Annotated in this window: 7 protein-coding genes; 4 read left to right on the top strand and 3 right to left on the bottom strand. The window is 52.0% G+C overall.

The window, feature by feature from the left end:
* The first annotated feature begins 229 nt into the window (after positions 1–229).
* Positions 230–1,333, top strand: coding sequence for a response regulator (locus tag HOL66_06120; GenBank protein MBT5243799.1), 1,104 nt, complete (start codon positions 230–232; stop codon positions 1,331–1,333).
* A gap of 4 nt (positions 1,334–1,337) precedes the next feature.
* Here the strand turns inward: HOL66_06120 and HOL66_06115 are convergent, their stop codons facing one another.
* Positions 1,338–1,673 carry a hypothetical protein gene (locus HOL66_06115; protein MBT5243798.1) on the bottom strand — a complete coding sequence of 112 codons (336 nt, stop codon included), beginning with the start codon at positions 1,671–1,673 and terminating at the stop codon, positions 1,338–1,340.
* 494 nt (positions 1,674–2,167) lie between these two features.
* Here HOL66_06115 and HOL66_06110 point away from each other — a divergent pair, with 494 nt between their 5' ends.
* Both HOL66_06110 and HOL66_06105 read left to right on the top strand, forming a co-directional pair.
* The gene (locus HOL66_06110) at positions 2,168–5,383 is read left to right on the top strand and encodes a response regulator (protein MBT5243797.1); all 3,216 of its coding nucleotides are present in this window, start codon (positions 2,168–2,170) and stop codon (positions 5,381–5,383) included.
* 229 nt (positions 5,384–5,612) lie between these two features.
* Positions 5,613–8,891, top strand: a complete 3,279-nt coding sequence (locus HOL66_06105) for an AAA family ATPase (GenBank protein ID MBT5243796.1) — start codon at positions 5,613–5,615, stop codon at positions 8,889–8,891.
* A 40-nt stretch (positions 8,892–8,931) separates the two neighbouring features.
* Here HOL66_06105 and HOL66_06100 read toward each other — a convergent pair whose 3' ends face one another.
* Complete coding sequence (locus HOL66_06100; protein ID MBT5243795.1) at positions 8,932–10,050, bottom strand: arginine kinase; 1,119 nt, start codon at positions 10,048–10,050, stop codon at positions 8,932–8,934.
* Positions 10,051–10,241: 191 nt separating this feature from the next.
* Complete coding sequence (locus tag HOL66_06095; GenBank protein ID MBT5243794.1) at positions 10,242–11,000, bottom strand: methyltransferase domain-containing protein; 759 nt, start codon at positions 10,998–11,000, stop codon at positions 10,242–10,244.
* Between the two features lie 364 nt (positions 11,001–11,364).
* Here HOL66_06095 and HOL66_06090 point away from each other — a divergent pair, with 364 nt between their 5' ends.
* A complete protein-coding gene (locus HOL66_06090) occupies positions 11,365–13,692 on the top strand; it encodes a bacteriohemerythrin (protein MBT5243793.1) in 2,328 nt (775 codons plus the stop codon).
* Positions 13,693–13,986: the final 294 nt, after the last annotated feature.

Raw genomic sequence — 13,986 nt, 5'->3', positions numbered from 1 at the left:
CTCTTTTGACTTCTGCTTTCCGTAGAAAAACGGACATTATCGGGTGGTGGAAATTAAGTCCGTTATTAGCCACAAGCGGACATTGGGTGAATGCTTCCGGGAGAAAGAAATTTCGGCGGTAGTAGAGTTTGCATTTCCTTAATGTTCACGTTTAAGGACGGCGGAGCTGTTTGCCCGCACTTTAGGTACTGGATTGGCTGGCGAGTGTCCTGCGGTTAAGATGGCTTTCATGGCCAGTAAAAACGCAGACAAAGTTCTTTTCATTAACGTGGACGGCGACATCCTCGATATCTTCATCAAGGGTCTCCAGGGCGAAGCCAGTATCTCTTTCACGTCGGAAGGCTCCAAGGCTCTGGAAATGGTCAGGTTGAACAAACCAGATCTGATTTTACTCGATGTAATGACGTCCGACATGAGTGGTTTCGAAGCCTGTCGGGTCCTGAAAACAGATCCGGTGAGCCAGCATATTCCAGTTGTATTTCTGACCAAAAATAGTGACAGAGAAAATATCTCCAAGGGTCTGAAGCTGGGGGCGACGGATTACATCACCGAGCCGTTAGTTCCGGATGTTATCATTGCCAAGGTTCGGAACTTCCTCGAGCAGATTACCGCTTCCCGCGCTTCGGAGAGGCCGAAGGAAAGCTCATCGTCCGAAGCGGAACAAACACTAGATCAACGGCCCCAGGGAGAGGCCAGACCCGACAGTTTTCCGAAACCTGCAAAAAAAGCGCAGAGAGTACCGTTGGCGAAGTTTTTAATCATCGCCTTGTTTATCGTGGCCACCGCTGGTGGTGGCTATGCCTTGTTCCTCAATGCCCCTGTAAATGTCTTGAACCGTTTTGAAACCCTTTACAGCTGGGTAATTGGTCTCGACTACCGGACCGAACTTGCCAAACTGTTGCCATTGCCACTCGAGCCCGTTATTGAGGAAGACATGGCAGAAGAAGACCTAGCAGAAGAAGATGAACAGACACCAGTGCAACCCCAATCAAACGAAACGGTGGGCCTGCCTGTGGCAACGCGTGTAACCCCTCCAACGCCTGCGCCCTCAACGGACTCGTGCGGCGACATTCCTAAGATACCGTGGTGGGGTAATGCTTCCCACGAAAGCATCATCACTTACGTTAACAACAAGAACAACGGCGACTGGGACGTTTACATAGCAAAGTGGGAGCGCCAGCTATTGAAACTACGAGATATCCATTCCAGGGGTGGCACGGGTATCACCCCGATACTGGGCTCCCGGTTACACGGTCCGGCGCTGGCAGAATATATCTCGCAATTCGAGAAGAGGCTGGACGTGGCCCGTTGTTTGGCGAGGGCGTTGCAGTAGAGACCTAATGATTGTTTTTGTACAAGAGGTCCTCGGAAATCCGCAGATCGATATTGATTAGAGAATCCAAGACCATATCAGAGATGTTGGCTCCCTCGGTCTTTGTCGCTGACCAGACATAATCTGACAACCGGATCAACTCACCACATTTTTCCTTCGGGAAGGGACAATTGTCATGGACGGAAAGCGAATGGATGCCAGTCCACATAACTCTGTTGTGATTGATGGCCGCTGTAAGTCGGCCCTTATTGCCTTCCTTTCGCGCTCGATCTATCTGGACGGCAGCATCTACTAGACATCTCGGATTAAACTTCGAGGGTGGGGAGTATTTCTTAGGCATGGCCTTGTCTCCTGTATCGACCGTACCGAAATTATAGCACCGTGAATCTTTCTATTTGGTGAATCACTACCTAGCCTCCGCCCGAATGGCGGGGTTACTTTGTGAGGATGTCCGCTATAGAAGCATATTCCAGTTTGTTTTGCAGTGATGGGCGTCACAGGCTAAATGCAATTAATGTCCGCTCCTGGTCAGAAGCAGAAGTAATCAGCACACCAAATTTACGTCCGCTATACCCCCTCAAAGCAGACATTAATCTCGAGAAATTGAATTTTGCTTTTTTGATTTCTGCTTTCCGTGGAAAAGCGGACATTATCGGGCGGCTGTAAAAAGGTCAGCTTTTATCCATTTGCGGCCATGTCGTCACAAGAGCCATGCGTTCAAAATTTTCTTGAAAATTGGCCTCGCGCATACATTTATATGAAGAATAAAGTACAATCGGGGAAAGAGTTGCTCCTCTGAACGTGTTGGCGCCAGGGATTGGAAAGTTTTTGTCTATGAAGGATCTCAAAATCTCTACCAAGATTTACATGGGTTTTGGCTGTGTACTTCTGGTTGCGTTATTGGCTTCGGTTATTGGACTGATGGGCCTGCAGAATGCCGAAGACACCTTCAGCACCTACCGCAAACTCGCCCGACAGACAAACGCTGACGGTCGGGTCCAGGCCAACATGCTGACGACAAGAATATTTGCCAAAAATTTCGTTATCGACGCCAACCCTGAAAATATTGCCGGAGTCCAGAAACGAGCCGAACAAACACTGGAGCTCATTCAAGAAAACCTGAAACTTGTTCAGGGGGATTCGGGCCGCCAGATTTTGCTGATCGACCTGGAAGAAAACCTGAAGCGCTATGTCAATAAATTTGAAGAGGTGACCTTCCTGCAAAAGAAACGCGACGAGCTCGTTTCGGGGACGCTAAACATTGTTGGGCCCAAAATCGAAACAAACCTCACCGCCATCATGACAAGTGCCTTGAAGGATGGCGACACGGCGGCTGCCTATCAGGCCGGCATCACGTTGCGCAGCCTCCTGCTCGGGCGTTTATATGCGAACCGTTTCCTGATTGAAAACAACGAACTGTCAAGGGCCAGAGCCATTCGCGAATTTCGCGACCTTGAATTCAACCAACTTAAACTTGCAGCCGAACTTGAGAACCCCGCGAGGGTGAAGCTCTCCAATGAGGCAAAGGTCAGCCAAGAACAATACCTGCAAGCGTTCGATCAAGTTCATCAAATCATAACGAAGCGAAACACCATTATTCAATACGAACTCGATAGGATCGGCCCGGATGTCGCCAGACGCATCGAAAGCCTGAAACTGGCAATCAAGCACGAGCAGGATGTGCTGGGCCCAGAAGCAGAAAAGGCACTATCCAGGTCATTCTATGTATCTGTCATTGTTTCAATATTGGTCATCACCCTTGGTTTGATTGCCGCCACATATATTGGTCGTATGATCACACGCCCTATCAGGAAATTATCTGAGACGGCGGCTGCTATGGGCAGCGGCGATCTCAATCAGGATATCGATGTTGACCGTAAAGACGAGATCGGGTTATTGGCGCAATCTTTTGCAGCCATGCGTGATTCGATCATAGAAAAAGTTGTCCACCTCGAGCAGGAAAATGCAGAAAGACAGCGAGCAGAAAATGCATTGGCCGAAACGCATAACAATCTGGAAAAGATTGTTGAGGAACGGACGGAAGAATTGGGAGATGCCAAGGATATTGCTGAAAAGGCGACTAAGGCAAAAGCCGAGTTCCTGGCCGCCATGAGTCATGAAATCCGAACGCCTATGAACGGTATTATCGGCATGGTCGATCTGCTCGTCCAAACCAAACTTGCAGAGGACCAGCTCACGATGATGAGAACCGTCAAGGAATCCGCATACGGACTTCTGACAATCATCAACGACATCCTGGATTTCTCCAAGATGGAGGCCGGCAAGCTCGGTCTTGAAGAAGTGCCAGTTTCAATCCGTGATTTGGTCGAGGGAGTAGCCGAAACCCTTGCTCCAAATGCCGCCAATAAAAAACTTCGGATAAACATCCATATCGACCCTCAAATCCCCGATGCCCTGCTGGGGGATCCGGTTCGGATCAGGCAAATTCTGTTCAACATTGCAGGCAACGCTGTCAAATTCACCGATGAAGGCCGGGTCTTGATCCGCGCTTTCTGCGGAAAAACACAAAACAAGGACAACGTGGCAGTGCGGTTTGAAGTCATCGATACAGGGATCGGTATGTCCGAAGAGGGCCAGAAAAACCTGTTCGATGAATTCTCCCAGGCCGAGACATCGACGACTCGCCGCTTTGGTGGCACCGGGCTCGGGCTTACCATCAGCGCCCGTTTGATAGAGTTGATGGGGGGTAAAATCGAAGTTGATAGTGAGTTGGGGAAAGGCTCGACCTTTATCGTAACGCTCAATTTACCGGTCGCCGAAGAGCACAAGATCAAGAGTGATCTTCTCGATCTGGCGGGGCTGAAAGTCCTGTTCGTGGGTGACGATGCGGAGGAACGCGAACTCGACGCGAGCTATCTACGCCATTCCAACGCCGATGTAACAACCTTCGGGGATATTGAAGCCGGCAAGTCCGTGCTCCTCGACGCGGCGGACCGGGGCGCACCCTTCGATGTTGTCGTTTTAGGATCAGGTTGGTCTATCGATGCCCGCAAGAAACAGATTACGGCGATACAATCGGTGAAAAAACTCGCCCAAACCCGCTTCGTGTTGTTGACCGTGGACCGTCTCCAGGGCGACAAGGAAATCCCCAATACAGTCTTTGTCGGCTCAGACCCCTTACGGCGCGGTCCTTTTATACGCGCCATTGCCATCGCTGCGGGCCGCGCCAGCCCCAATGTCACCTATGACGAGAAGGTTTTTGCCGTTGAGATTAAAGAAGCGCCGACAATCGAGGAGGCGGAGGCCGCCGGGACGTTGATCCTGGTCGCCGAGGACAACCTTACCAACCAGGATGTCATCCGCCGCCAACTCAACGTACTGGGATATGCGGTCGAAATGTTCGATGACGGCAAACAGGCATTGGAGGCATCGAAATCCAAACACTACGCAATTTTGCTCACAGACTGCCACATGCCGGTGATGGATGGCTTTGAGTTGACGGGAAAAATCCGGCAATCCGAAAAGGATGGAGACAGGCGAATGCCCGTCATCGCCATCACGGCAAGCACATTGGAGGCGGAAGTGTCTCGATGTTACGAAGCCGGCATGGACGATTTCCTGCCGAAACCGATAGAGATGCCGAAACTTAAAACAGCATTGCAGAAATGGATGCCAAATTCCAAACCCGCCGACGGTGCGCAGAAAGGAATAAAAGTGGTCCGCAAGAAGCGCAAAGATGCTTCAGTCCCCAAGGACGGGAATGGTTCCGTCGATCCAATGGCCTTGAAAAGCATCTTCGGTGACAACGAGACAACCTTTAAGGAAATCCTCAATGATTTCGTTGAGCCGGCGACATCCAACGTCGGTGAAATTAAGGCCGCATTCTCCAAACGCTCAGCACAAGATTTGGCGAATGCTGCGCATAAACTAAAATCGTCAGCACGTAGCGTCGGCGCAAACGAGCTGGCGGATCTTTGCGAAACCCTCGAAACGGCCGGAAGTGCTGAAAATTGGGATGAAATTGACGAGGCAGCGCCACGCCTTCCGAGCACCATGGAAAAAGTCGTCGAATATATCAAAAACGTGTAATTTCAAATGTCCGAGATGGGTCAGAAACGGAAGTAACCAGCGTCCTGAAATAACGTCCGCTTTACCCCCTTAAAGCAGACTTTTTCGGGTATTGGCAAAGGCTTCTGTTAATAGCCAGAAGCGGACATCTAACATACACAATGAAGACCAAAATTATTTTGATGTGCTATATCGTTAAATTGGGTCTGTCGTATGTTGTCGGCAGCAATGCGAGGAGCGGAAAAAGGCCATGCAGTGTTCCAATTGCAACACTGAAAACAGTGCCGCGCGGCGGTTCTGCTCAAGTTGCGGGGCGAAGCTGGAAGTTTCGTGCCCGTCCTGTGGCTTCGTCAACGAACCGGGGGACGGGTTCTGTGGCGGCTGCGGTGGCCAATTGGCGGATGCCGGCCAGGGTGAGCCACAGCCACACGAAGAAGAGCTGTCTGGCGATCGCCGTCAGCTGACGATCCTGTTTGCTGACCTATCCGGTTATACGGAACTCTCCGACGAACTCGACGCCGAGGACTTGCACGCGTTGGTAGGGCTGGTCTTTGACGCCGTCGACCGGATCGTCGAAGACCATGGCGGCACCGTGCACCGCCATATTGGCGACGAGGTGATGGCGCTGTTCGGTGCCCCCGTCGCCCATAGCGACGATCCCATGCGCGCGGTTCGCGCCTCGATTGAAACCCACAAGGCGATGGCGGCGCTGAGTACCCAGCAAGGCCGGGATGTTGCGGTTCATATAGGCATTGCCAGCGGCAGCGTGGTCATCGCCGGGCAAGGCAAGGAAAATCCTGAGGACGTGCCAGACTATGCGGTGACCGGCGTCGCTGCCAATCTCGCTGCCCGCCTCAACGGATTAGCGGAATCCGGAGAGACAATCATATCCGATACCGTCTACCGGGCCGTCGAGAAGTTTGTCGATTGCGACGGGCTGGGTGAGACCAAGGTCAAGGGTTTGGAAAAACCGGTTCTGACGTGGCGTGCGAAGACGTTGCGAGCGGCGAAACGTAAACGCCTCGACGGTACTTTTATCGGCCGCCAAGCCGAAACGACGCAATTCATGGGCGCGCTGGAATCTTGCCGGGACAACGGCAATGGCCAGGCGATCCTGGTCCGCGGAGAGGCCGGAATGGGCAAGTCCCGGCTTGTCGAGGAGTTCGAGTCCAATGCCGAAAAGCGCGGCTTTGCCTGCCACAGGTGTCTGAATTTCGATTTCGGCGTTGGCGAGGGACAGGACCCGGTCCGCACATTGGTCCGCGGCCTGCTCGGCGTTCCGGCCGAGAGCAGCATTCCGGCGCGCGAAACCGCGGCGGCTGACGCGTTGGTCGGCGGGGTCTGCAAGCCCGATCAACGGGTGTTCCTTAACGATTTGCTCAATCTACCGCAGCCGGAGGACCTTCAGGGCATTTACGATGCCATGGACAACGCCTCCCGCCTGCAAGGCAAACACACACTTCTCGTCGGCTTGGTGCAGGACGCCAGCAACCACCAGCCGAGGCTATTGCTGGTCGAAGACGTCCATTGGGCCGATGCGGAAACCTTGTCGGATCTGGCCAAAATCACCGAAGCGGTGCAGGACATCCCGGCGGTGCTGATCATGACGTCGCGCATCGAAGGCGATCCGCTGGACCAAACCTGGCGCGGCGCCACCGGCGGCAGTCCGCTGTTGACGGTCGATATCGGCCCTCTTCGCAAAGCCGAGGCGGCCGAACTGGCAGGCGCCTATGCCGATGCCGTCGATGATTTTACCAAAAACTGCATCGAGCGGGCCGGTGGCAATCCGATGTTCCTGGAACAGCTTCTGCGCAGCGCCGAAGAAAGCCGGGACGAAGACGTGCCGGCGACGATCCAAAGTCTGGTCCTGGCCCGTATCGACCGGCTTTCGGACCCCGACAAGCGGGCACTGCAAGCCGCCTCGGCCATCGGACAACGGTTCGCGCTGGATACGCTGCGCGCCGTTGCCGGCGATCCTCACTATAGCTGCGGCCAGTTGATCGACCATCACCTGGTTCGTCCCGAGGGGGATGATTATCTATTCGACCATGCCTTGATCCAGGAAGGCGTCTACGCCTCGTTGCTCAAGGACAGGCGGTGCCGGTTTCACGGACGCGCCGCCCAATGGTTTGCCGAGCGCGACCCGGTCCTGCATGCCGAGCACCTGGACCGCGCCGAAGACACCGCCGCTCCGCAGGCGTACCTTGTGGCGGCGCAATTCAAGGCATCGGATTATCAATTCAACCAAGCGGTGCGGCTGCTCGGGCGGGGACTCGCCATCGCCGACGGTTCATCGGATATGTTCGGCCTGAATGTTTTTCAAGCCAGTGTCTTGTTGGATCTGGGCTCCATTAATGAGTCCATCCGGGGCTATGAACTGGCCCTCGACTATGCCGCCGACGATGGTGAGCGCTGTCAGGCATGGCTGGGTCTGGCGGCCGGCATGCGCATCGCCGACCGGTATGAAGACGCCTTGGGCATTTTGGACAAGGCCGAAGCCGTCGCAGATGCCAACGCCAACGCCATGGCCAATGAACGCGCCCAAATTCACCATTTGCGCGGCAATCTGTACTTTCCCATGGGCCGTATAGAAGAATGCGCCGCCGAGCACGAAAAATCCCTTGGCTTTGCACAGCAGGCCGATTCAGCGGAGGCCGAGGCCGAGGCCCTCGGCGGCATGGCCGATGCCGATTACGTGGCCGGGCGCATGGCCACGGCTTTTAAAAATTTTAGCCGCTGTGTCGAGGTTGCCCAAGACAACCGGTTGATCGAAATCGAAGTGGGCAACCGCTCCATGGTCGGGTTTTCCCGTTTCTATCTGAATCAAATTCAATCGGCCCTGGACGATGGCTTGGAAACGGTTGAGGCCGCCACCAAAGTCGGTCACCACCGCGGCAAAATGCTGGGCGAGGCTTTAGCCATGCAGGCTTTGTTTGAGATGGCAGAATATGACAAAGCCCGTGATCACAATACCCAATACTTGAATGTTATCCGGCAGCTCGGAGCGCCGCGATTCGAATCCCAGGCGCTCTTATACAAAGGTAAACTCGATCTCACCGACGGCCGGAACGACGAAGCTATCACCGCCCTGAACGCCGCGCTGGAGATCAACAAGAAGGTCGGCCATGGCTTCACGGGACCGCGGATCATGGCTGCGTTGGCTTGCTGTTTCGACGACCACAAGGCGCAGCGGGATGCCTTGGACGAAGGGGCGCGAATGCTGAAAGAGGGTTCTGTCAGCCACAATCACTTCTTTTTCTATCCGGATGCCATCGAAGTCTCTCTCGACACCGGTGATTGGGATGGCGCCGAGGGCTATGCCACCGCGTTGGAAGATTTCGCCCGGCCAGAACCGTTACCGTGGTCTGATTTCTTCATTGCCCGCGGTCGCGCCTTAGCGGCCTGTGGCAGAGGTAAGCTCGACAACGGCCTCATGGAGGAATTGCAACGCCTCAACGATTTGGCGGGTGAGGTCGGCTTGAAAAAAGCGGCCCCCGCCATAGAGGCAGCCCTTGCAACTAGATTTTGAATGTCCGCCTTGGGTCAGAAGCAGCCATAAACACCCTGACTTAATTTGCATTTTCCAGAGACCATAGTGCTACAGAGCCATCATACAGGCACTGCATAATTTGTGATTCTGTGACACCGAGCCGGGCTCGGGGGGATATATCAACAATACCATCTTCGCCTGCGTCGGAATGTTCACCGCTGACTCCGCGCACAGCGAGACTAAGGCCCGATGCCGTTTGTTTTACGTGCTCAAGATTTCTGCCTTTTTCCGTCAGATTAGGCAGCGGAAGATGCAGGCTGGCCCGCATAGCCGAACCAAGGTTGGTTGGGCAAGAGGTCAAGTACCCGTAGCGTTCCGAATGGGCAAAGTCGGGGATTAATTTAGCCAACGTCTCAAGCCCACTATGCAATTTGGCGAAAAGAGATGAAAGATCGCCGCCCCGTTTCATGGACATGATCCGCAAATGATCCTCTTCTCCTACCCAGACAATAAAATCTTGTGAGCCCGAGATATACATGCCTCGTCCATAAGGCCAGTCGGAAGAAATCCCACCTGAGTTCAAATACGCATCTCCGCTCATATCCTTGAACATCTGGTGGGCTTCAATCCGGGCCCGATAAGTATCTTCATCGATCTCACAGGATGACCCGGGTGTGAGAGAAAGATATTCACCGCCGAAATCGGGGTCATCCATCAATATGGAAAATGCTTTTATCAAAAGGGCCTCGAATTCCAGTCGCGATTCTTTTGTCATTGCGCCCGGCAAGGCAAAGGCAGCAAGGTTTCTTCCCACCCTCACCCGCATGGAAACATCTTTCAATCGAGAATCAATTTCCTCCAGATTGCAGCCGGAGCTCGGCGTAGCCCAATCATGTTCCTGCGCTATTAATCGGTCATCTGAAATGTTGTGATAGTCACGTATCATCGGCTCCAGCAGAGGTTCAAAATCCTCATAATCACTACAGTTTTGGGCGTAGGCCCCCATCTGACTGTCGGGGTTTTCGATCCCGGATCGGATGATCTTGTACAACCGTTTACGCTTCGCCTCGTTTAGAGAACAAAAATAATCCTCATCAAAATACCGGGCCATTAAGTTGCCCGGTTGAGCGGCGCGAATGCCTCGGATCTGGGCTGCCACGTCTACGCCGCTACAAACGGTTTCCAGGGAAGAGTTCATTGCATGTTCCTCTTGAACAAATATATTTTAATCCGGGTCTACCCGATAATTTTGTAATAGCACACTTGACGAAATACCGGTCGCTGGATCCGCCATACGAATACGTTTGGAGCCGAATATAGGCTTGATGCTAACGAAGAGAGGCAGGAAAAGAGCATTAAGGCGACAAGCGGATCTGTCGCCAGGCTTCGCTAGCCTAATTTCCGGGCTACATACACACCGTAGCTATAATAGGATTTATACTTCTTATAGAGGGCGATTTCTTTTTTTTCAGCCTCGATAATCGAGGCCGCTTCCTCGTCATCTTTATGTCTTGCGAGAAAGTCGGAAAAGCCGTCCTGCAGGGGCCAATAATAATTCTCCAACCAACAACATTCGGGCAGCACGAAGTAGCCAATCGGCGCGTATCCACTTTCTTCAAGAATCCCGATTTTTGAGGAAGCGGTTGCAATTTCCGGATACTCGGCTTGCCAATATTGTTGTAATTCTGGAGGCCGGCTGTTCGTTATCCATGTAATTTCCGAAACCGCCAGAATTCCGCCTGGTTTCAGAAAGCGCCTCCACTCGTTCAGCCCCTTTTCAAAGCCCATATTGTAAATGGCTCCCTCTGACCAAAGAACGTCATATTCCTCTTCGCTAAAGGGTAGCTGTTCCATTGAACAGACAAGCGTCTTTATCTTTTCGGATAAGCCTTCCGCTTCGGCATTGTCTTTAAGCGCCTCGATAAATTCCGGCAAGAAATCCACGGCGGTAACTTCAGCATTCAGAGAGTGCGCGAGTTGCAATGTCGAAGCCCCGGTTCCGCAACCGATATCGGCGATCCGTAGAGGTTCTGACTTCTGGAGACGGGCCAGAGCCAGCGCTTTTGCCGTCTCTGCTTCCCCGCCAGGACCTTGACGCTTCTGACGCTTATGCAAGTCAACCAACAGAGCCAGGTATTCGTCGTCCATTGTAAAAACCTTCACTATTCAGGTGGCTAAAAATCATCCCCAACAATGGCGGGAAACCAGCGGGCCCTTATTTTTGAATGATTGTTCGTTCAAAGGGAAATTTTAAAGTTACCGTTGTCCCTTTGCCAATCCGGCTTTTGATCACCATACCACCATTGTGATTTAAATCATTTGATATAGACCACAATTAAAATATGGTCTTTTAGGACTTTTTGTCATTTTACTTCATGGCCTAAACTTGGAGGGCTAGATGCCCGTTCCCGAAAAATTGTTATTATGGATTTTTTCGGCATCTTTGTTTCTATGTCTTCTCCAGCCGGTAACCGGGTTCTCACAAAATAATTCGACAAAACCCCTCCTTTTCGTGGGGCCGGATGACGCCCGACCGTACCTTTATTCAGAAGGAAAAGAACACGCCGGCATCATGGTCGATATCGTTCGTGAAATAAGCGCCCTTATCGAGCGACCCATTAAAATGCAACTTCTTGATTTTCGCGAAGCCAGGAGAATGGTGCTCGACGGGGAAGCTGATGCGGTGATGCCGCTATCGCTGTCGCCGGAGCGTATGCAACAGTTTAATTTTCCAACGCCGTTGTTCGATTTGACTTTCACCGTTTTTGCCCGGGAAAATGAAGTCCATCCGGCGGAATGGCCAAATCTTGAAGGTGTTCGCATCGGGGTATTTGGAAAGGGGGTCTCCAAGGGCCTTGCGTATAAATGGTTTCCGAAGGCCGATACAGTAACTGTTCAGGGTTCAGCGGCGGCCATGACACTTGTCCAGCAGTCGACAATTGACGCCATGATTACGACGCGCCGGACCGGCAACCAGGCCATCTATCAGAATAAAATAACGAATGTGGCGGCCCTGCCTATATCCCTTTCCAGCACGCCGGCGGGCTTCGCCTTAAATAAAGAAAACGCCGCGTTGTTTGAAACCCTTAACAAGGCAATCGCGCAACTGCAAAAAGAAGGAACAATCCTTCAAATATTTAATAAATGGGAAACCACGCGGATCTTGTTGTTCACCAAGGGTGACGTCGGGATGATTGCCGGTCTTACAGCCGGGGTTGTGTCGCTCTTATTTTTGGTCTTTGGCTTGTTTTATATCCAACAAAAAAATACATCGGAAAAAAAACTGACGGAGAGTGAGGAGCGTCAGCGCACAACCCTCAACTCGATTGGTGAGGCCGTGATTTCGACCGACATTTTCGGCAAGGTTTCCCACATTAACCCCATTGCGGAAAACCTGACCGGATGGAAGTCGGCCGAAGCGATATCCAGGCCGCTGAAAGAAATTTTCAATGTCGTTCAGGCCAGTACAAGAGAGCCTGCTCTCAGCCCGGTCGACAAAGTTCTCGAAAACGGAATTGTTGTCGGCATGACGCATCAGACAATCCTGCTTTCAAAAGGCGGAGATGAATATCAGATCGCCGATTCTGCAGCGCCAATTTTAAGTGATTCAGGTGAGATTACCGGCGTCGTACTGGTGTTCCGTGACGTAACCGAGGAATACGCCATTCAGGAAGACCTCCGCAATGCCTTGGTAAATGCTGAACGGGCCAGCGAAGCCAAGTCCGAATTCCTTGCTTCCATGAGCCATGAGTTACGCACGCCGCTTAATGCGGTTCTCGGTTTTTCTCAAATGTTGCAACTTGATGCGAAGCATCCACTGACCCAAGGGCAGAATAAACATGTCGAATCAATCATGGAAGGCGGCAATCTTCTTCTTGATCTGGTCAACGAGATTCTCGATCTCGCCCGCATTGAGGCCGATCGTTTTGATTTATTTATCGAGGACATAAGCGCCAATGACGTCGTTGCAAATTGTGTCAACATGCTGGACCCCATTGACAATGGAAAACACGTTAAAATCATTGATCAGTTTAGCGATGGACCGGTCGTCCGCCTTCAAACCGACAACACCCGCCTGAAACAGGTGCTGATCAACCTTCTCTCAAATGCCGTAAAATTCAACAACGAAAGGGGAACCGTTACCATCGAGGGTCAAACAACCGATGATCAATTTCTCCGCATTTCGGTAACAGATACGGGTGTCGGTATTGCCGCAGAAGACAGCGAGAGTATTTTCAATGTCTTTCATCGTCTTGGCTCGAACCCGCTGATAGCCCAGGAAGGCACTGGCATTGGCTTGACGGTGGCTCAATTACTGCTGGAACGGATGGCCGGATGTATTGGCTTTGAAAGCAAAAAGGATGTCGGCAGCACCTTCTGGATAGAATTGCCCCTGGCCTCGAACGAGGATGTCCTGATCTGGACCGATTCCATGCGCGTCGGCGTCGATGCCATCGACAAGGATCATCAGGTGCTTATCTCGCTATTGAACAAGGTCCGAAGCAATACGGTTAAGGCAGATGAAATAGACATGGTCGTTGAGGAACTGATCAACTACACCCAGTACCATTTCAAGCGGGAGGAGGCGGTCATGAAATCCTGCCTGTACCCCGCGTTCGAGCAACATCAAAATATTCATTTATCCATTGCAGCGAAGGTGAAGGATTTGGCGGCGCAATGGCGCAATGACCATGACCATGACCCAACTATCCTCAAGCACCTTCACAAGTTTCTTCGTGATTGGTTCTTTGATCACATTCTCAGTGAGGACACTAAAATTTTGCAATATACAAAAGGCAAAACAGATGCCGTTGAAAAGGCCGTTGAACAAGCCAGATAACCTGCCAAAGTTCTTTTATTGACCACATCGGGTCAACAGCGCGTATTTTTAAGACCATCTGAAACTGGTCAGTTCACCTCCCTTAAGGGCGGACATCAAAATTATGTGAAAAGTATCCAATTTGAACGCTGGTTTTGCGGGTAATTTTTAATATTATACCCCGTTCACGTCAGAACCCGAAACCCCTTGGGCGATATGATGCGGAAATTATCTGATACATCGTCGCATAAACCGCCCCAGTTTTTGGGAACGTCTTCCTTCAAAAAGCCAAGCATAGTGGTGCAAAATTCATTG

This window comes from Rhodospirillaceae bacterium, assembly GCA_018662005.1.
GTDB lineage: Bacteria > Pseudomonadota > Alphaproteobacteria > Rhodospirillales > JABHCV01 > JACNJU01.
Note: the sequence above shows the minus strand (reverse complement) of the source record. Positions and strands in the feature narration are given on the sequence as shown.

Coding starts and splice junctions, on each gene's coding strand:
- HOL66_06120 (MBT5243799.1), top strand. CDS start 230: ATGGCCAGTAAAAACGCAGACAAAGTTCTTTTCATTAACGTGGACGGC.
- HOL66_06115 (MBT5243798.1), bottom strand. CDS start 1,673: ATGCCTAAGAAATACTCCCCACCCTCGAAGTTTAATCCGAGATGTCTA.
- HOL66_06110 (MBT5243797.1), top strand. CDS start 2,168: ATGAAGGATCTCAAAATCTCTACCAAGATTTACATGGGTTTTGGCTGT.
- HOL66_06105 (MBT5243796.1), top strand. CDS start 5,613: ATGCAGTGTTCCAATTGCAACACTGAAAACAGTGCCGCGCGGCGGTTC.
- HOL66_06100 (MBT5243795.1), bottom strand. CDS start 10,050: ATGAACTCTTCCCTGGAAACCGTTTGTAGCGGCGTAGACGTGGCAGCC.
- HOL66_06095 (MBT5243794.1), bottom strand. CDS start 11,000: ATGGACGACGAATACCTGGCTCTGTTGGTTGACTTGCATAAGCGTCAG.